The sequence below is a fragment of the Streptomyces sp. NPDC001904 genome (assembly GCF_040297005.1).
Classification (GTDB): domain Bacteria; phylum Actinomycetota; class Actinomycetes; order Streptomycetales; family Streptomycetaceae; genus Streptomyces.
Genome location: NZ_JBEOYI010000005.1, coordinates 395,367 through 414,202 on the forward strand (window position 1 = coordinate 395,367; position 18,836 = coordinate 414,202).

18 protein-coding genes and 1 riboswitch are annotated in these 18,836 nt (G+C 72.9%); of the genes, 6 read left to right on the forward strand and 12 right to left on the reverse strand.

All coding sequences use genetic code 11. The annotated features are described in order from the left end of the window. Positions 1–16: 16 nt before the first annotated feature. The 7 genes from ABT127_RS11160 to ABT127_RS11190 all read right to left on the reverse strand — a co-directional run bounded on the left by ABT127_RS11160 (position 17) and on the right by ABT127_RS11190 (position 6,370). Positions 17–1,213: a glycine C-acetyltransferase gene (locus ABT127_RS11160; protein ID WP_351447078.1), complete on the reverse strand. Its 1,197-nt coding sequence runs from the start codon at positions 1,211–1,213 to the stop codon at positions 17–19. A gap of 50 nt (positions 1,214–1,263) precedes the next feature. Then, positions 1,264–2,292: an L-threonine 3-dehydrogenase gene (gene tdh, locus ABT127_RS11165; RefSeq protein WP_351447081.1), complete on the reverse strand. Its 1,029-nt coding sequence runs from the start codon at positions 2,290–2,292 to the stop codon at positions 1,264–1,266. Positions 2,293–2,517: 225 nt separating this feature from the next. Then, positions 2,518–3,084 carry a GAF domain-containing protein gene (locus ABT127_RS11170; RefSeq protein WP_351447083.1) on the reverse strand — a complete coding sequence of 189 codons (567 nt, stop codon included), beginning with the start codon at positions 3,082–3,084 and terminating at the stop codon, positions 2,518–2,520. After that, complete coding sequence (locus ABT127_RS11175; RefSeq protein WP_351447086.1) at positions 3,081–3,680, reverse strand: GTP-binding protein; 600 nt, start codon at positions 3,678–3,680, stop codon at positions 3,081–3,083. The genes ABT127_RS11170 and ABT127_RS11175 overlap by 4 nt, the downstream gene beginning before the upstream one ends. After that, a complete protein-coding gene (locus ABT127_RS11180; protein ID WP_351447089.1) occupies positions 3,658–4,029 on the reverse strand; it encodes a DUF742 domain-containing protein in 372 nt (123 codons plus the stop codon). Before ABT127_RS11180 ends, ABT127_RS11175 begins: the two co-directional genes overlap by 23 nt. 2 nt (positions 4,030–4,031) lie before the next feature. Then, on the reverse strand, positions 4,032–4,466 hold the full coding sequence (locus ABT127_RS11185; RefSeq protein WP_351447092.1) for a roadblock/LC7 domain-containing protein: 435 nt from the start codon (positions 4,464–4,466) through the stop codon (positions 4,032–4,034). A gap of 149 nt (positions 4,467–4,615) precedes the next feature. Beyond that, on the reverse strand, positions 4,616–6,370 hold the full coding sequence (locus tag ABT127_RS11190; protein WP_351447094.1) for a sensor histidine kinase: 1,755 nt from the start codon (positions 6,368–6,370) through the stop codon (positions 4,616–4,618). A gap of 247 nt (positions 6,371–6,617) precedes the next feature. Between ABT127_RS11190 and ABT127_RS11195 the strand changes: the two genes are divergently transcribed. Together ABT127_RS11195 and ABT127_RS11200 are read left to right on the forward strand one after the other, a co-directional pair. Further along, the gene (locus ABT127_RS11195) at positions 6,618–7,061 is read left to right on the forward strand and encodes a VOC family protein (protein WP_351447097.1); all 444 of its coding nucleotides are present in this window, start codon (positions 6,618–6,620) and stop codon (positions 7,059–7,061) included. Positions 7,062–7,121: 60 nt separating this feature from the next. Beyond that, positions 7,122–7,871, forward strand: coding sequence for a dienelactone hydrolase family protein (locus ABT127_RS11200; RefSeq protein WP_351447100.1), 750 nt, complete (start codon positions 7,122–7,124; stop codon positions 7,869–7,871). A gap of 53 nt (positions 7,872–7,924) precedes the next feature. On the opposite strand, the gene ABT127_RS11205 is transcribed toward ABT127_RS11200, so the two are convergent. Continuing rightward, complete coding sequence (locus tag ABT127_RS11205) at positions 7,925–9,097, reverse strand: MBL fold metallo-hydrolase (RefSeq protein ID WP_351447102.1); 1,173 nt, start codon at positions 9,095–9,097, stop codon at positions 7,925–7,927. 148 nt (positions 9,098–9,245) lie between these two features. On the opposite strand from ABT127_RS11205, the gene ABT127_RS11210 reads away from it, so the two are divergent. Then, positions 9,246–10,436 carry a glutamate dehydrogenase gene (locus tag ABT127_RS11210; protein WP_502971680.1) on the forward strand — a complete coding sequence of 397 codons (1,191 nt, stop codon included), beginning with the start codon at positions 9,246–9,248 and terminating at the stop codon, positions 10,434–10,436. A 64-nt stretch (positions 10,437–10,500) separates the two neighbouring features. Here ABT127_RS11210 and ABT127_RS11215 read toward each other — a convergent pair whose 3' ends face one another. After that, positions 10,501–11,517, reverse strand: a complete 1,017-nt coding sequence (locus ABT127_RS11215; RefSeq protein ID WP_351447105.1) for an AraC-like ligand-binding domain-containing protein — start codon at positions 11,515–11,517, stop codon at positions 10,501–10,503. 103 nt (positions 11,518–11,620) lie between these two features. Further along, positions 11,621–13,909 carry an ATP-binding protein gene (locus ABT127_RS11220; RefSeq protein WP_351447108.1) on the reverse strand — a complete coding sequence of 763 codons (2,289 nt, stop codon included), beginning with the start codon at positions 13,907–13,909 and terminating at the stop codon, positions 11,621–11,623. A gap of 239 nt (positions 13,910–14,148) precedes the next feature. Here ABT127_RS11220 and ABT127_RS11225 point away from each other — a divergent pair, with 239 nt between their 5' ends. From ABT127_RS11225 to ABT127_RS11235, 3 genes are all read left to right on the forward strand, one after another. Continuing rightward, positions 14,149–15,105, forward strand: a complete 957-nt coding sequence (locus ABT127_RS11225) for an alpha/beta hydrolase (protein WP_351447111.1) — start codon at positions 14,149–14,151, stop codon at positions 15,103–15,105. Between the two features lie 28 nt (positions 15,106–15,133). Then, the gene (locus tag ABT127_RS11230; protein ID WP_351447114.1) at positions 15,134–15,853 is read left to right on the forward strand and encodes an alpha/beta fold hydrolase; all 720 of its coding nucleotides are present in this window, start codon (positions 15,134–15,136) and stop codon (positions 15,851–15,853) included. A gap of 75 nt (positions 15,854–15,928) precedes the next feature. Then, positions 15,929–16,546: a TetR/AcrR family transcriptional regulator gene (locus ABT127_RS11235; RefSeq protein ID WP_351447117.1), complete on the forward strand. Its 618-nt coding sequence runs from the start codon at positions 15,929–15,931 to the stop codon at positions 16,544–16,546. A gap of 84 nt (positions 16,547–16,630) precedes the next feature. Here the strand turns inward: ABT127_RS11235 and ABT127_RS11240 are convergent, their stop codons facing one another. Continuing rightward, positions 16,631–17,416 (reverse strand): SGNH/GDSL hydrolase family protein, encoded by a 786-nt coding sequence (locus ABT127_RS11240; protein WP_351447250.1) that lies wholly within the window; start codon positions 17,414–17,416, stop codon positions 16,631–16,633. Between the two features lie 220 nt (positions 17,417–17,636). Beyond that, a complete protein-coding gene (locus ABT127_RS11245) occupies positions 17,637–18,383 on the reverse strand; it encodes a peptidoglycan DD-metalloendopeptidase family protein (protein ID WP_351447119.1) in 747 nt (248 codons plus the stop codon). A 3-nt stretch (positions 18,384–18,386) separates the two neighbouring features. Then, positions 18,387–18,559, reverse strand: a riboswitch (cyclic di-AMP (ydaO/yuaA leader). Between the last annotated feature and the right edge of the window lie 277 nt (positions 18,560–18,836).

Here is an 18,836-nt window from a genome sequence, read left to right on the forward strand (position 1 = left end):
TATTGTCCCAAACCGGTCAGGCGAGCTGCGCACGGGCGTCGACGAAGGCGTCCACGGCGCGGTTCACGTCCTCGGTGGAGTGCGCGGCGGACAGCTGCACCCGGATCCGGGCCCGGTCCTGCGGGACCACCGGGTACGAGAAGCCGATCACGTACACGCCGCGCTCGAGGAGCAGCTCGGCCATGCGGCCCGCGACCGCCGCGTCCCCGATCATCACCGGGGCGATGGCGTGGTCGCCGGGGAGGATGTCGAAGCCCTCCTCCGTCATCCGCGTACGGAACAGCTTGGTGTTGGCGGCCAGCCGCTCGCGCAGGTCGTCGGCGGACTCCAGGAGGTCGAGGACCTTCAGCGAGGCCGCGGCGATGACCGGGGCGAGGCTGTTGGAGAACAGGTAGGGGCGCGAGCGCTGGCGCAGCAGGGCGACGATCTCGGCGCGGGCGGCGACATAGCCGCCGGAGGCGCCGCCGAGGGCCTTGCCGAGGGTGCCGGTGATGATGTCGACCCGGTCCATGACGCCGTGCAGCTCGGGCGTGCCGCGGCCGCCGGGGCCGACGAAGCCGACGGCGTGCGAGTCGTCGACCATGACCATGGCGTCGTAGCGCTCGGCGAGGTCGCAGATGTCTACGAGCGGCGCGACGTAGCCGTCCATGGAGAAGACGCCGTCGGTGACGATGAGCTTGCGGCGGGCGCCGGCCTCACCGGCCGCCTTGAGCTGGGCCTCCAGGTCGGCCATGTCGCGGTTCGCGTAGCGGAAGCGCTTGGCCTTGGACAGCCGGATGCCGTCGATGATCGAGGCGTGGTTGAGGGCGTCGGAGATCACCGCGTCCTCGGGGCCGAGGATCGTCTCGAAGACGCCGCCGTTGGCGTCGAAGCAGGAGGAGTAGAGGATCGTGTCCTCCTGGCCGAGGAAGGAGGACAGACGCGCCTCCAGCTCCTTGTGGACCTCCTGGGTGCCGCAGATGAAGCGGACGGAGGCCATGCCGTAGCCCCAGCGGTCGAGGGCCGCGTGGCCTGCGGCGATGACCTCGGGGTGGTCGGCGAGGCCGAGGTAGTTGTTGGCGCAGAAGTTCAGCACCTCGCCGGGACGGCCGCCCGAGGTCACGCCGACGGTGGCGGACTGGGGGGTGCCGATGACCCGCTCGGGCTTGTGCAGGCCGGCCGCGACGATCTCGTCGAGGGTGGTCTGGAAGTCTGCGCGTACGTTGTCGAACATGCCGTGAGTCCTTGTCAGCGGGGGGATTTCAGGGACGGGTACAGCGAGAATCAGCCAGCCCAGTCCAGGATGACCTTGCCGCCGCGGCCGCTCGCCGCGTCGTCGAAAGCGGCGTCGAAGTCGGTGTACGCGTACCGGCCGGTGATCACCGGGGCGAGGTCGAGGCCGCCTTCCAGGAGGACCGACATCGCGTACCAGGTCTCGAACATCTCGCGGCCGTAGATGCCCTTGACCGTGATCATCGAGGTGACGATCCGGGCCCAGTCGACGGCGAACTCCTCGGACGGCAGGCCGAGCATGGCGATCTTGCCGCCGTGGGTCATGTTGGCGAGCATGTCGCGCATCGCGGCCGGGTTGCCGGACATCTCCAGACCGATGTCGAAGCCCTCGCGCAGGCCGAGCTCGCGCTGGCCGTCGGCGATGGTGGACGTGGCGACGTTCAGGGCGAGGCTGACCCCGACCTTGCGCGCCAGGTCCAGGCGCTCGTCGCTGACGTCGGTGATGACGACGTTGCGGGCACCGGCGTGCCGGGCGACGGCCGCGGCCATGAGCCCGATGGGGCCGGCGCCGGTGATCAGGACGTCCTCGCCGACCAGCGGGAAGGACAGGGCGGTGTGCACGGCGTTGCCGAACGGGTCGAAGATCGCCGCCACGTCCAGGTCGACGGGGACACGGTGCACCCAGACGTTGGAGGCGGGCAGTGCCACGTACTCGGCGAACGCGCCGTCGCGGCCCACGCCCAGGCCGACCGTGGCACGGCACAGGTGACGGCGGCCCGCGAGGCAGTTGCGGCACTTGCCGCACACGAGGTGGCCCTCGCCGCTGACGGTGTCCCCGATCGCGATGTCGGCGACGTCACGGCCGGTCTCGACGACCTCGCCGACGAACTCGTGGCCGACGACGAGGGGGGCGCTGATGGACGACTGCGCCCAGCCGTCCCAGGCGCGGATGTGCAGATCGGTGCCGCAGATCCCGGTGCGCAGCACCTTGATCAGTACCTCGCCGGGGCCGATGGACGGTTCGGGCACGTCCGTCAGCCACAGTCCCGGTTCGGCTTTCTCCTTGACCAGCGCCTTCAACGGCTCGGCTCCTGTCGTCGCGCACGCGGGCAGCACGCAGCCACCCGCGTAGCAAGCAGAGGGGGGTGACGGCCGTCGTCCGCCGTCGCCCCCGACTCTTCCTCACCAGGGCTCCCCGGGTCCATCGAGGTTTTCTTAAGCGCCGTCGCAGCTTTCCTACAGGCCCCCTCGGACCCTCGCCGCGGGCGGCCAACTCGCCTGTGTGCGGGAGGCGTTCTCCGTCCCTCACCCGCTCAGGCCGTGGCTCGCGTCTCCGCGTTCGCGGACCAGGTCCATCAGTTCGCCGGCCATCTCCTTGATGGTCGCGAGCCCCGAGCGGCCCCAGAGGCGCGGTTCGGTGTCCACCACGCACACGGTGCCGAGCGCGAGCCCCGTACGGTCGTCGAGCAGCGGAGCGCCCAGGTAGGAGCGGATCCCGACCTCGTCGACCACCCGGTTGGCCGCGAACCGCGGGTAGTCGCGCACGTCGTCGAGGACGAGCGCTCTGCGCCGCGCCACGACGTGCGGGCAGTAGCCGTGGTCGCGCGCCATGGAACGCCTCGCCGCGCTCGGCCGGCCGCCGCCGCGGACGCCGTCCGGAGTGTGCAGCCCGGCGAAGAACTGCCGTCTCTCGTCGATGAAGTTGACCATTGCGCAGGGCGCCCTCGTCACCTCGGCGAGTCGGTCCGCGAACCGGTCGAAGGCGGGCTCGGGCCGCCGCCCCAGGTCGAGCCGGAGCAGCCGCCGGGCCCGCTCGGGGCCTTCCTTGTCGGCCGGGGTCAGCAGCAGACGTCCGGTCGCGTCGTACGTCACGTGTGGGCTCCGTAGCCGGTGGCCGCGGGCGCCGCGTGGGCCAGCAGATGCCGGACGAGGGTGAGCAGGGTCTGGATGCCGGAGCTGGAGATGCGCGCGTCGCAGCGCACCACGGGCACCCGGGGGTCCAGGTCGATGGCGGCGCGCACCTCCTCGGGTTCGTAGCGGTAGGCACCGTCGAACTCGTTGACCGCCACGATGAATCCCATGCCGCGCTCCTCGAAGAAGTCGACGGCGGCGAAGCAGTCCTCCAGGCGCCGGGTGTCGGCGAGGATCACCGCTCCGAGCGCGCCTTCGGACAGCTCGTCCCACATGAACCAGAAGCGCTCCTGGCCGGGCGTGCCGAAGAGGTAGAGGACGTGTTCGGGGTCCAGGGTGATGCGGCCGAAGTCCATCGCGACGGTCGTCTCGACCTTGTTCTCGATGCCGTCGAGATGGTCGGTGTCGGCGCTGACCGTCGTGAGCAGCTCTTCCGTGCTGAGCGGAGCGATCTCGCTGACCGCTCCGACAAAGGTCGTCTTGCCGACCCCGAACCCGCCCGCGACCAGGATCTTCAGTGCGGTGGGGAACAGGTCAGAGCTGTCGTCGTAGTCCATCGAGCACTGCCTCCAGTAGGGACCGGTCAGTGGGGTTTTCGTGGAACGTGGGGGGCTTGGCGGTGACCGCCCCGCAGTCGACGAGGTCGGACAGGATGACCTTGGCGACGACTGCGGGGAGCTTCAGATGCCCGGCGATCTCCGCGACCGATGTGGGCCGGGCGCACAGGTCGAGCGCCTGGCCGTGCTCGGGCCCCAGATAGCCGAGGGGGGTCGTCCCGGTGGCCATGACGAGGGTGAGCAGATCGAGCGACGTGCTCGGCCGGGTGCGCCCGTTGCTGACCGTGTAGGGGCGTACGAGGCGGCCTGCCGCACCGTCGAGCCACGGCCCGTCCTGCGGGGCCGCCACCCTCAATTCCTCATCGCCGAGGGTTCGGCCGCGGTCTGCCGGGGCGCTGTCACCAGGTAGGGCCGCACGCTCTTGACGAGCATGGCCATCTCGTAGCCGAGCACGGCGGCGTCGGCCTCCCGGCCGGCGAGGACCGCGAGACAGGTGCCGGATCCGGCGGTCGACACGAACAGCAGCGCGGAGTCCAGCTCCACGACGACCTGTCGTACGTCGCCGCCGTCGCCGAACCTGACGCCGGCGCTGCGCCCCAGCGAGTAGAGGCCGGAGGCGAGGGCCGCCATGTGGTCGGCGCTGTCGGTGTCCAGGCCGTGCACGGACTTGACGAGACCGTCGGAGGAGAGGAGCACGGCGCTGTTGGTGTGGGGTACGCGCTGGACGAGGCCGCTCATCAGCCAGTCGAGATCGGACACATGACCCGTCGGCACATCGCTCGCCATGGGGGATCGACTCCTTGGTGGACTGCTCGGTGTGGTGCTGGTGATGGGGGACACGGGAGAGGTGGCAGGGGTGGGGTGGGGGGATTCGGTGGTGGGGGCCGCCGGCCCGTCGGGTATCTCCTGGCGCCGCACGCGCGCGTGACGGGGCGTCATGTGCCGCTCCCGCCCGTGTCCCGCGGGGCCCGGTAGGGGATCTCGCGCGGATCGGCCGCCTCGGCGAGGGTGATGCCGCGCTGGAACGCCGCCATGAGCCCCGGGTCGTGCCCGGCGGGCGATTCGTCGTCCTGGCGCGGTGCGGGGCCGCCGCGCAGTTGTGGTGCGAGGTGTTCCTGGGCTCGGCGCCGGGGCAGTAGAGGCCGCTCCGCGGTGCCGCGCACCGGTCCGGCCAGGGGCGCGGGCAGGGCTTCCGAGCTCTGCTCCACGGCTTCGCGGTCCTCGGGGCTGATGCCGGGCACGGCGTCGGCCGGGGTGGGGCGGGAGCTGCCGGCGACGCGCTGGGGCAGCGGCCGGGGGGCGCCGGGCGGGACGGGGGGTGCCTCCGGCCGACGCGGCACCGCGAGGGGCGGCTGCGGCACGGCGGGCGGGGCCTGCCGTGCGGGCGGCGCGGACGCGACGGCGGCGGCCTGCGGGCCCAGCACACTGTCGGCGGTCGCCGCGGCGGTGGCCTTGCGCACCCGGGGCGCGTGCTCGCCCTCGTCGGAGCCGAGCAGGTCCTGCGGCAGGACGAGGACGGCCTGGACTCCCCCGTAGATGTTGGTCTGCAGCCGGACGGTGATGCCGTGCCGCCGCGCGAGCTGGGACACGACGAACAGGCCGATCCGGCCGTCCTGGAGCAGGCTGGCGACGTTGACCTGGTCGGGGTCGGCGAGCAGGGCGTTCATCTTGTTCTGCTCGGTGACCGGCATGCCGAGCCCGCGGTCCTCGACCTCGATGGCGAGCCCGGAGGTCACCAGGTTGGCGCGGAGCAGGACCTGGGTGTGCGGGGCGGAGAACACCGTGGCGTTCTCGACGAGTTCGGCGAGCAGGTGGATGCAGTCGGCGACGGCGTGCCCGCTCAGCGTCCCGTCGATCGGCGGGACCAGTTTGACCCGGGCGTACTGCTCGACCTCGGCGATGGCGGAGCGCATCACCTCGGTCATGGAGACCGGGTGGCTCCACTGGCGGCGGGAGACGGCGCCGCCGAGGACGGCGAGGTTCTCGGCGTGCCTGCGGATGCGGGTCGCGAGATGGTCCACATGGAACAGGCCCTTGAGCAGGTCCGGGTCCTCGACGTCGTTCTCCAGGTCGTCGAGGATCGAGATCTCGCGGTGCACCAGGGACTGGAGTCGCCGCGCCAGGTTGACGAAGACCTCGACCTTCTGCTGACTGCCCGCCTGGCTGGAGAGCTGGGTGGCCTGCACGACGGCGGTGACGGCCACGTCCTGGGCGCGGGCCAGGTCGGCGGAGAGTTTGTCGAAGTCGTCGGCGCCCGGCGGCGGGGGCTTGGGGGTGCGGCGCGGTGGCGGCTCCTCGCCCCTGCGCAACTGTTCGACCAGGCCGCGCAGTTCGGCCTGGCCACGGGCGCTGGCGCGGCGCAGCCCGACGACCCGGTCGTGGACGGCGCCGGCCGCGCGGTCGGCGGCCACCGCGGCGATCAGAATGGCCGCCGTCGTGACGACGCAGGTTCCGGTGAGCACCGCCCAGAGTTCGGTGCTGGGGCGTACGCCGGTGGACCGTACGAGGAAGATGACGGCGGCGCAGGCGCCGAGCGCCACCGCGAGCGGGGGCAGTACGGCGATACGCAGCAGTTGCGGCCGTATGTGGGTCTCCGCCGGTCGCGGCGCGGCGGCCCGCCCGGCCGGCTTGCCGTGCCGGCCGCCTTCACGGCGGTCTGCGCGTGGGGCCGGCTGGCGAAGCTGAGACATGCGGCGTCCTCGGGCTCTCAGGTGTGGGGGTCTCTGGTCCGGGCTGATGAGGGCACGTCGCGACGACCGGGCGTCGCTCGGCGGCCACTCACGGTAGTCGTCGAGGTCGTGAGTGCGGTGGGCAGTTGCCAAACTCGGGCGGCCGAGGTCCCGCTCTGGTATGAGTTCTCGCACTCCAGAGCGATATCCGGCGGGGTTGCGGTGAGGCGGACCGGATTGTCAGTGGTCACGCGTACGGTCGGCTCTCATGGCCACGAGATTCGACCTCACGCTCGACTGCACCGACGCGACCGTGCTCGCCGACTTCTGGAAGACGGCGCTCGGTTACGTGGACGAGCCACCGCCCGCGCCGTTCGCGACACGCGAGGAGTGGGTCGCGTCCTTCGGGCCGCCCGAGGACGAGGAGGAGGACGACGGCGCGTGGCTGTGCGACCCGGACGGGGTCGGGCCGCGGCTGTCGATCCTGAAGGTGCGCGAGCCGAAGACGGCGAAGAACCGGCTGCACATCGACGTCCGGGTGCCGGGCCACGGCTCACCGGAGGAGCGCTGGTCCCGCATCGTGGCCGAGGCGGAGCGGTTGGCACGGGCGGGCGGCTCGATCGTGGCGACGTTCGACGGTCACCACGTCGTGATGGCGGATCCGGAGGGCAACGAGTTCTGTGTGGCGGCGGGTTCGCGGTCCGCGGGGTGAGGCCCCGTCGGCCGTGCGCCCACCGGGGCTAGCCTGGGATGTCGATAGGAGAGGAAGACTTTGCCCACCAAGACCCTGTTGATCCCCACCCCCGACGGCCCGGCCGACGCCTTCGCCGCCTTTCCCGAGCACGGCGTGCGGTATCCCGCGGTGCTGCTGTACATGGACGCCTTCGGCCTGCGTCCCGAGTTGGAGCGCAAGGCCCGCGAGCTGGCGTCCCACGGCTACTACGTGCTCGTGCCGAACGTCTTCCACCGGAACTCACCGTCTCCGGTGGTCGACCTCCCCGAGCACATCGACGAAGCCTCCCGGCCCGTGCTGTTCGAGACGTTGTGGCCGATGATCCAGGCGCACACCGCGGAGCGCGCGCTGCGGGACGCCGATGCCTTTCTCGCGTTCCTCGCCGAGCAGGCCGAGGTGGACGGCGGCCCGGTCGCGGCGGTCGGGTACTGCATGGGCGCCGCTCTGGCCCTGCGCACCGCCGCGGCCCGGCCCGACCGGGTCGCGGCCGTCGCCGGGTTCCACCCCGGGGCCCTGGTCACGGACGCGGCGGACAGTCCGCATCTCCGGTTCTCCGCGATCACCGGGGAGATCCATCTCGGCCTGGCCGAGGGCGACATGACCCCCGGGTCGCTGGACGCACTCGACCGGGCTCTGACGGCGGCGGGCCACACCGCGTCGACGGAGATCTATCCCGGCACCGTCCACGGTTTCACGATGTCGGACACCTCCGCGTACGACGCGAAGGGTCTGCGGCGGCACTGGGACCGGCTGCTGCCGCTTCTCGAAAGGGCGTTGGGCAGGGGTTGAGCCGCCCTCCGGGGCGGGCGACGCGGCCGGGGGACGGCCCCCCGGACCGGAACCTACCCGGCCACCACCACCTCCGCCTCCCCCGCGTCCGCCACCGGCCAGCCCCCCGCCGGCACCGTGGCGGCAGGGCGCCACCAGCGGTCGGTGGGCAGTGACTCGGCCGACGGCTCGAACGGCTCACCCGGGCGCGGGAGGGCGACCCGGGCGGCGCTGCGCCGGGCCGCGTCGGCGGAGTGCTCGCCCGGCTCGGTCCACGGGTGCGGCGCCAGATTGAACGTCCCCCAGTGGATCGGCAGCATCGGCCCGGACACCGGGCCGCCCTGGAGGTCCAGGTGGGCGCGCATGCCCTCCTCGGGCGTCATGTGGATGTCGGGCCAGTACTCGGAGTACGCCCCGATCTGGATCATGGTCACGTCGAACGGGCCGTGCTCCGCGCCGATCTCCTTGAAGCCCTGGAAGTAGCCGGTGTCGCCGCTGTGGTAGACGCGGTGGTCAGGACCGGCGACCACCCAGGACGCCCACAGCGTGTGCTGGGCGTTGCGCAGGCCGCGGCCGCAGAAGTGGCGGGCGGGGGTCGCCGTGAGCGTCACCCCGGCGACCTCGGTCTTCTCGTTCCAGTCGAGCTCGCGCAGCCGGTCCGCGGGCACGCCCCAGTGCTCCAGGTGGGCACCCACACCGAGCGGGACCGCGAAGACGGTGTCGGTGTCGGCCAGCGCCTTGATCGTGGGCATGTCCAGGTGGTCGTAGTGGTCGTGGGAGATGACCACCACGTCGACCGGGCCGAGCGCGGCGAGCGGCAGCGGCGCGGGGTGCAGCCGCTTGGGACCCGCGAAGGGGAAGGGGGAGCAGCGGTCGCCCCAGACGGGGTCGAAGAGCACCCGCGCCCCGTCGATCTCGGCCAGCACGCTGGAGTGGCCCATCCATGTGATGCGCAGGCCGCTCGCCGACGGCTTCGACAGGTCGGCGAGGGTCGTGGGGTGGACGGGCACGGTCCCCGCGGGCGCGCGCAGGACGCGCTCCTCCTTGCGGAAGTAGACCTTCGCGAACTCGATCATGGAGCCGTCGGGGCGGGTGCGGGCGCCCTCCGGGTTCTGGAAGGAGCCGTCCGCGAAGTTCGGCGACCTTCGGATGCGCTCCAGGCGCGCACCGGTGGGCTCGGCACCGAAAGCGGCCGGTTGCAGCGAGCGCAGCCCGGAACTCAGTGAACGTGACACGGCGCCTCCCATTGATCGATCAGGGTTTCCATTATGGGCAACCCCACCGACAACGCACGGCGCCCCCGGTTCGTCCCCGCTCCGGGGGCACACGCGTTGACAGGGCTCACGACCACTCGTGATACTGACCGGCCATTCAGTATGTCTCCTGGAGGAAACCGTGCCGGACCTGCCCGCAAGCCCGCTGATCGAGCTGACCTGGACCGACCACGTCAGCGGCCGCAAGGGCTACCTGGTGGTCGACCGGCTGGTCCGCGGCGTGGCCAGCGGTGGCCTGCGGATGCGTCCGGGCTGCACCCTCGACGAGGTCGCCGGGCTCGCGCGCGGCATGACGATGAAGGAGGCGCTGCACTACGACCCGCGGGCCCGCTACGTCCCGCTCGGCGGCGCGAAGGGCGGCATCGACTGCGATCCGCGGGACCCGGGCGCGTACGGCGTCCTGGTGCGCTACCTGAAGGCGATGCGCCCGTACATCGAGTCCTTCTGGACGACGGGCGAGGACCTGGGGCTCACCCAGGACCTGGTCGACAGGGCGGCGGCCGAGGCGGGCCTCGTCTCGTCGATCCAGGCGGTGTACCCGCTGCTCGACGACGAGGCGGCCGCGCGGGCGCGGCTCGCCGCCGCGTTCGCCGTCGACGTGGACGGCATCGGCCTCGACGGGCTCGTGGGCGGCTGCGGTGTCGCCGAGTCGGTGCTGGCGGCGCTCGACCGCGCGCGTGTCCCGTACGAGGGCACCCGCGTCGCACTGCAGGGGCTGGGCACCATGGGCGGCGCCACGGCCCGGTTCCTCGCGCGCGCGGGCTTGCGGGTGGTCGCGGTCGCCGACCTCAGGGGGACGGTCGCGAACCCGGACGGCCTCGACGTGGAGGCGCTGCTCGCGGCCCGCGACGCGTACGGCAGCGTGGACCGCTCGACCCTGCGGCCCGGGGACCGTGAGCTGCCGGGCGACGCCTGGCTGGCGGCCGACGCGGACGTCCTGGTCCCGGCCGCCGTCTCGTACGCGATCGACACCGCGAACCAGCGGCGGATCACCGCCCGCTGGATCGTCGAGGCCGCCAACATGCCGGTCCTCCCCGAGGCGGAGGGGCTGCTCGCGGCACGCGGCGTCACGGTCCTGCCCGACGTGGTCGTCAACTCCGGGACGAACGCCTGGTGGTGGTGGACCCTCTTCGGCGACATCGGCGCCGACGCGGACGAGGCGTTCGGCCACACGCGGCGTGCCATGCGCGCGCTCATCGACGTGGTGCTGGCCCGCGCCGAGGCCGACGGGACGACGCCGCGGGCCGCCGCGCACGCGATCGTCGCCGACCGGCTGCCCGTGCTCGATGAGCGGTTCGGCCGGTACCGGTGACGGTGCTCGCGCGGCCGCACGAGCGGTGCCGGCAGCGGTCAGCCTGCGCACGCGCGCGTGCCCCTCAGTGTCCGATCGGCTCAAGTGCGGCGACCTCGTCCGCGGCGCCGCTGACGGCCGCCGACTTCAAGGCCCGCCACTCGCGTGGGGAATGCCCGTACACCCCGCGGAACGACCGGCTGAAGTGCGCGGAGCTGACGAACCCCCACCGGTGCGCCACCGCCGCCACGCCGGGCCCGGCGGCGCCGCCGCGCAGCAGCTCCCGCGCGCAGCGGGCCAGTCGGCGCCGCTGGATGAGCCGGCCGACGGTGATGTTCTCCTTCTCGAAGAGGCGGTGCAGGTAGCGCACGGAGATGTGATGGGCGGCTGCGACCGTCTCCGGGGAGAGTTCCGGGTCGGCCAGATGGCGGTCGATGTGGTCCCGGATGCGCCGCACCAGGTCGTCCCGCGCGCCGTCCACCGGCCGTGCCCGTTCGGCGACCAGGGTGCCGAACAGGTCCAGGGCGCCCGCGGCGAGCCGGTCGGCGATCGCGGGCGGGCAGGACGGCGCCGACGCCACCAGCGTCGCGAGGAACGGCATGAGGATCGCGCCGACGCCCGCATCGGTGCCGACAGCGGTGCCGGTGACGCGGCGCAGGTCGTCGTCGGGCAGGTCGAGGGCGTGCCGCGGCAGCAGGACGATCCGGCACGCGAACGGTTCCGGGAAGTCCAGGGTGTACGGCCGCGCCGTGTCGTGGACCAGGAGCCCGCCCGCCTCCACGGTGGCGGTGCGGCCGTCCTGCCGGAGTTCGGCCCGGCCGGACGTCTGGACGTGCGCCGCGACGAACGGCCGCGGCGAGCGCGCGACGTCCGACCGGGTGCGGATCAGTCGGTGGGCGTCGGCCTCGATCGTGGACAGCCGCAGCGGTCCGAGCCGGTCGGCGACGATCCGGCCCGAGAGCGGCCCGTCGCCTCCTGCCCCTCCCCCGTCCGGCGCGTGCGGCGTCACCCGCATCGGCACCACGGCCCGGCCGACGATCTCGCGCCATCGAGCGAGCCGCTCCCCGGCGGGCGTCGCTTCAGTGGTCAGAAACAGGCTCAACCAGGCTCTCCTCTTCACCCGTGGTCACCCCGTCCCACCAGTCAAGCGGCGCCCGGTGCCGGACTCCAGGCACAAAGGAGGCAGAAACAAGCGGCACGAACGCCTACGCGGACGCGGCGGAGGAGCGGGCCGTCCGGTCCTCCCACTCCGCGAGCCGCTCACGCGCGCGGGCGACGATCTCCGGATGGGCGTCGGCGCCGAGCCCGGCACAGTGCGCGAGGGCCTCCCGGGCCTGCTCCGGCCGCCCGGCGGCCAGCAGGGCGTCGACCAGATGCAGCAGATTGCGCCCCTCGAGGCCGATGTTCCCCGACGACCGGCACAGGGCGACGGCCGCCTCCAGATGCCCGACCGCCTCGTCCCAGCGGCCCAGCCGCCCCGAGCACTGGCCGATGCCGGAGAGCAGACCGAGCCGGGTGATGGTGGCGCTGTGGGGCTCCACCGCGTCGCCGGCCTCGTCCAGGAAGGCGACGACCTCCTGGAACGCCGTCAGCGCCTCCTCGTCCCGCTGCTCGGCCTCCAGGATCAGCGCCCGGTGGTGCAGCACCTGGAGCAGCCCGAGGTCGTCGCCGGCCTCGCGGAACATCTCCGCGGCCCGGTCCGCCGCCTCGAACGCTTCCTGCGGCTCGCGCAGGAGGCGGTGCGCCCAGGACGTGTACTGGTGCGCCCACGCCTGCTGTACGGGATCGCCCGCCCGCCGGGCCGCCGCCAGCGCCGCGGCGGACAGCGGCAGGCTGTCGCGCGGCCTGCCCTCGCACAGGGTGACCGCCCACGCGTGGTAGTTGAGCTGGGTCGCCTCGACGAGCGGGTCACCGAGGGCCTGCGCGCTGCGCGCCGCCGTGCCGAAGAGCTCCGGCCAGTGCCCCCAGAACACCCATTGGTCGGAGAACCAGTGCAGCGCCTCCGCCACCCGGACCACCGTGGCGTGGTCGCCGTCGCGCGCGGCGGCCCGCAGCGCGGCGAGCCAGTTGGCGCCCTCGGCCTGCAGCCAGTGCCGGGCCCGCTCCGCGCTGGACAGGTCGACGGTGCCCCGCCAGGAGGCGGGCGGCGCCCCGTGGTCGGGCTCGTACCAGCGGCCCGCGACCACCGCGGTCTCCAGGAGCCAGTGGTGCAGCGCCTGCCGGGAGGCGTCGGCGGCGGGCCCGAACTCCTCGGCGGCCAGGCGCGCCTGCGCGTACAGGCGCAGCAGGTCGTGCAGCCGGTAGCGGTCCGCGCGCGAGCCGAGCAGTCCGGCCTCGACCAGTTCCTCCAGGGTGTCCTCGGCGTCGAACAGCTCCTGCCCGGTGAGCTGCGCGGCGAGCGCGGCGCTCGCGTCCGGGCCGGGGACCAGGGCCAGGCGCCGGAACATCCGGGCGGCCGTCGCCGTGAGCTGGCGGTAGGAGAGGTCGAAGGCGCCGCTCACCCGGACGTCCCCCGCGGTCAGCGCGTCGAGCCTGCGCTCCGCGTGCCCGAGCCGGTCGGCGAGCCGGCGCACGGTCCAGCCGGTGCGGGTGGCCAGCCAGTTGCCCGCGATGCGCAGGGCGAGGGCGAGATGGCCGCAGCGGCGGGCGACGTCGGCGAGGGCGTCCGGTTCCGCCGCCGCGCGCTCCTTGCCGATCAGCAGGGTGAGGAACTCGGCGGCCTCGCCCGGGCTCAGCTCGCCGAGCGGGATGCGGTGCACGGCGTCCAGTCCGGTCAGCATGCGCCGGCTGGTGACGATCACCACGGCCGGGCCCGAGCCCGGCAGCAGCGGCCGGACCTGCGCCTCGTCGCGGGCGTTGTCGAGCACCAGCAGGCAGCGCCGCTCGGCGAGGACGCGCCGGTACAGCTCGGGACGGCCTGTGGAGCCCGCCTTGGCGAGGTCGCGGTCCGGGGTGCCGAGCGCCTTGAGCACGGAGACCATCAGCTCGGCGGCGGGCGGCGGCTCCTCGTCCGTGCCGGACAGGTCGATCATCAGCTGGCCGTGCGGGAAGTCCCCGGCGAGCTGCCGCGAGGCGTGCAGCGCGAACGTCGTCTTGCCCGCGCCGGGGGCGCCGGACACGGCGACGACGACGGCCTGCGCGCCGGGCGCGCGGTCCTCGGCGGCCAGACCTGCGAGCCGGCGCAGCTCGGGCTCGCGGCCCACGAAGTCGTCGACGCCGCGCGGGAACGCGCGCACACCGGCCGGGCTGTAGCCGGTGGCCCGGCCGGTCCTGGCCGCCGCGAGCAGCTTCTCCCGCTCGGCCTCGGCCAGGCCCAGACCGTCCGCGAGCGCGGCCACGGTGCGCCGCTGCGGGGCCGCGCGCCGTCCGCGCTCCAGGTCGCCGATGCCGCGCACGCTCATGCCCGAGGCCTCGGCGAGCCCTTCGATGGTGAGCGACCTGGCCACGCGCAGATCCCGCAACAACGCCCCGAACGGCGTTCGATCCTCTGACACCACTACTCCCACACGCACATGATCAACTCTTGATTCTAGGAGGGGCGGGGCGGTTGCGGGCATCGGGCGTGTTAACAGTCGCCATCAGGCCAATCCGGTCACTCCCCACCGGACGTGCACGGTCGGGACAGGGCCGGTGCGCTCGCGGTCAACTGCCGCCCGCCGGGCGCGCCTAGCGTCCAGGGACACGGTCCGTCCGGACCGGCGTCAGCCACCCCCTGACCTTCAGGAGCACACCCATGTCCGTCGATCCGGTACTCGAACCCGCGGCGACCGCCTTCGCCGAGGCCACCGCCAACCCGCCCTACCTCTTCCAGCTGCACCCCGAGGAGGGCCGCAAGGCCGTCGACGACGTGCAGTCGGGCCCGGTCGAGCTGCCCGGGGTCGACGAGGAGTGGATCACCGTCGAGGGCGGCCCCACGGGCCGCGTCCGCGCCCGTATCGTCCGGCCCGCGGGCGCCGAGGGCGTCCTTCCGGTCGTCCTGTACATCCACGGCGCCGGCTGGGTCTTCGGCAACGCCCACACCCACGACCGGCTGGTGCGCGAACTCGCCGTCGGCGCGGGCGCGGCCGTCGTCTTCCCCGAGTACGACCTCTCGCCCGAGGCCCGCTACCCGGTCGCCATCGAGCAGAACTTCGCCGTCGCCCGCTGGATCGTGGACCAGGGCGCGTCCAAGGACCTCGACGGGGACCGGCTGGCCGTCGCCGGTGACTCGGTGGGCGGCAACATGACCGCCGCCCTCACGCTCATGGCCAAGCAGCGCGGCGGCGTCCCGCTGCTCCAGCAGGTCCTCTTCTACCCGGTGACCGACGCGGCCTTCGACACCGGCTCCTACGAGCAGTTCGCCACCGGCTACTTCCTGCGCCGCGACGGCATGCAGTGGTTCTGGGACCAGTACACGACCGACGAGGCCGAGCGCGCCCAGATCACCGCGTCGCCGCTGCGCGCCACCACCGAGCAGCTGACCGGTCTCCCGAAGGCCCTGGTCATCACCGGCGAGGCCGACGTGCTGCGCGACGAGGGCGAGGCGTACGCGAACAAGCTGCGCGAGGCGGGCGTCCCGGTCACCGCCGTCCGCTTCCAGGGCATCATCCACGACTTCGTGATGCTCAACGCGCTGCGCGGGACGCACGCCGCCGAGGCCGCGATCGCGCTGGCGATCAGCACCCTGCGCTCCGCCCTGCACACCGCCTGACACCCACGGCCTCCCCGAAGGACCCCTCATGCCCCACCCCACCCCGACCGTCGTCCTGGTCCACGGCGCCTTCGCCGACGCCGCGAGCTGGTCCGGTGTCATCGCCGAGCTGCAGAGTGACGGCATCCCGGTGATCGCCCCGCCCAACCCGCTGCGCGGTCTCGCCGCCGACGCCGCGTACATCGCCTCGCTCGTGGCCCGGATCGACGGCCCCGTCGTGCTCGTCGGCCACTCCTACGGCGGCGCCCTGATCACGGTCGCCGGTGCCGCGGAGAACGTCGTCGGCCTGGTCTACGTCGCCGCGTACGTGCTCGAAGAGGGCGAGAGCCTGGGCGAGCTCCAGGGACGCTTCCCCGCGTCGCCGCTGGTCAGCAATCTGAAGCAGTGGACGTATCCGGCCCCGGACGGCGAGCCCGCCGTCGAGGTCACCATCGCCGAGGACGCCTTCCCCGCGATCTTCGCCGCCGACGTGCCCGTGGAGACGACCGCGGTTCTCGCGGTGGCCCAGCGCCCGCTCGCCGCGGCCGCGTTCGAGGAGAAGGCGTCCGCGGCGGCCTGGCGGACCACGCCGTCGTGGGCCGTGATCGCCGGCGCCGACGAGGCGATCAACCCCGAGGTCGAGCGGTTCGGCGCCACCCGCGCCGGCGCCACCGTCGTCGAGGTGGACGGCGCTTCGCACGCGATCGCCGTCTCCCGGCCGAAGGAGGTCGCCGAGGTGATCCGCACGGCGGTGCGGTCCGCCGGCTGACCCCCGCCCCCGGGCCGCCGTGCTCACGCGGGTACGGCGGCCCCGCCGGGCCTCTCGAACAACTAGGGTTGCCCGGTGACCAGAGTCCGGTTGAGCGTGGCGGAGCGGCGGGCGGAACTGCTGCGGGCCGCCATCGAGCAGATCGAGGTGCGCGGAGTGGCCGCCGTGCGCATCGCCGACGTGGCCTCGTCGCTCGGGGTGAGCAACGCGCTGGTGCTGTACCACTTCTCGACGAAGGAGCAGCTCGTCTCGGCCGCCTTCACCCACGCCGCCGAGGACGACCTGGCCCGTCTCCGCAAGCTGCTCGGCCGGCGGACCACCGCGCTGAAGCGGCTGCGGGCCGCCGTGCGCTGGTACGCGCCCACCGGCCAGGCCAAGGGCTGGCGGCTGTGGATCGAGGGCTGGGCCGCCGCCCTGCGCGAACCCGCGCTGCGCGAGGTCACGCGCGATCTCGACCGGCAGTGGAAGGCGGCCCTCGCCGAGGTCGTCGCCGAAGGCGTGGCTGCGGGCGAGTTCCGCTGCCCCGACCCGATGGGCACGGCCCTGCGCCTGACGGCCCTTCTCGACGGCCTCGCCGTGCAGATGACGACGTACGGGGGCGCGGTGTCCCGGGCCCGCGCCCAGGAGTGGGTGGACGAGGCACTCGCCCGCGAACTGGGCCTTGAGCGAGCCGAGTTGACGTCCAGGAGCTGACCGCGCTCCAGCACACGAGCCCGAGGGGACCCAGGACCCTCAGGACACCTGAAGCACCTTGGCCGCTTGGGACGCCCGGGACGTCTAAGAAGCGGACTCCAGCTGCAGCTTGATCTCGTGCGGGTCGAGGAACCCCTTCGCCTGCGCCCGGTCGCCGGAGGACTCGCCGCGCAGCCGGCGCCCGATCCACGGCACCAGGAACTCCCGTGCCCAGTGGATGTCGTCGCGCCGGACGGCGAACGTGCCGCGCGGCGGCAGCAGCGGCCAGGACTGCTCGGGGTCGGCGGGCACCTCGATGCCGAGGGCCTGGCCGGCGCGCAGCGCGACCCGGGTGTGTCCTTCGGCGGCGAGGTGCAGCCGGTCCTCGTCCCAGGCCCTGCGGTCCTGGATGGACTTGAGCGACCACAGGTCGAGCATCGCGCAGCCGTGGCGGTCGGCGATGGCCCGCACGTGCATGTTGTACGTGGCGATCTTGCCGCGCAGATGCTTGAGGACGGCGACGTCACGGGTGTCGAAGCCGGTGGCGACCAGGACGGTGCCCGCGGCCTCGGTCAGCCGGACCACGGCCTTCTCGAAGCGCTCGGCCACGTCGTCCGGGTCGGTGCCGGGCCGGATGATGTCGTTGCCGCCCGCGACGAAGCTCACCAGGTCCGGGGCGAGCTCGACGGCGCGCGGGATCTGGTCCTCGATGATCTGGTCGATGAGCTTGCCGCGTACGGCTAGGTTCGCGTACTGGAAGGTGTCCTCGGGGGCCCGGTCGTCCAGGAGGACGGCGAGCCGGTCGGCCCAGCCGACGAAGGTCCCGTCGGGCCCGGGATCCCCGACGCCCTCGGTGAAGCTGTCTCCCACCGCGGCGTACGAGCGGATCAGGCCGCTGTCGTGCGTGTCCGTCGCGTCGGCCTGGTTCGCTGCGTCCGTGAGTGCTCTCGATTCGTTTGCCACGACCACACATCTTTCACCCCCGGGTGTGACCTACGCGACCGTAACCAGGGGTTGACGAGTGGTGACAAAACACACCCGACCCCCAGGGAATATCTGGGAGCCGGGTGTGATCCGTGTGCCGCGTGGTGCGGACGGGGGGGCGGACGGGTCAGATGCCGACGCCGTGACCGCGCAGGTACGCGACCGGGTCGACGTCCGAGCCGTAGCTGGCCGTCGTGCGGATCTCGAAGTGCAGGTGCGGTCCGGTGACGTTGCCGGTCGCGCCGGACAGCCCGATCTGCTGGCCCGCCGTGACCGTCTGACCGGCGGAGACGCCGAGCGAGGACAGGTGCGCGTACTGGGCGCAGTAGCCGTCGGCGTTCTTGATGACGATCTGGTTGCCGTACGCGCCGCCGTCGCCCGCCGAGACGACGGTGCCGTTGGACACGGCCTTGACCGGGGTGCCGGTGCCGACGATGAAGTCGGTACCCGTGTGGTAGCCGCTGGACCACATGGCGCCGGACGAGTGGTACTGGGTGCCGACGGAGCCCTCGACGGGCTTCACGTAACCGGAGCCGGTCGAGGTGGCACTGGCCGTGGTCGCCGTGGCCGTACCGCCCGCGCCGCCGACGGTGAGCTTGACACCGGGCGTGATCAGGGACGCGTTGGCGCCGATGACGTTCTTGTTGTCCTTGTAGAGCTGCTGCCAGCCGCCGTCGACGTGCTGGCTCTCGGCGATCTTCGCCAGGGTGTCGCCGGACTTCACCGTGTACGTGGTGGTGCCGGAGTCGGCGGCCTGCGCTCCGGTGGCACCGATGAGGGGCAGCGCGAGTGCGGCCCCTCCGACAGTGGCGAGGGCGGCGGCGCGGGTGGCGCGGCGGGTCTTCGGACGGCGGTGCTTCGCCTGTGCGGACATGACGCTTTTCCTCTCCGTCGCCTGCGAGGTGAGCTGTCGGGTTCGGACTGGAGATGTCCGGCCGGATTCCGGGAAGAGGACCGGCTGCACCCCGAGCCACGTCGGGAAATCCCTCGGCGGCGTACTGCCTGTGGGTCCCCCGCTCCTGCCGTCACGGGTCGTGGTGGGAATTCCGGGCGGCGGCAGGACTAGGCGTTCCGTCCGGTGTGATGGGTGACCGTAAGGCAGCGGAACCTGCCGCGACAAACAGCGAATTCGCTTTCCGGGGTTTCTCAGTGATCATTTGAGGGATTCCTGTGTGACCCTGTGTCGCCGTCACGCCTTTACCAGCGCCATACCTGCGGGAATTCCGCCGCTCGCCATTCCCGGAAACCGCCACGCACCGTCACCGCTATGAGCCCGCTCACGCACAGGTCCACAATCTCCGTTCACTTACGGATAGTTGGCGCGAAA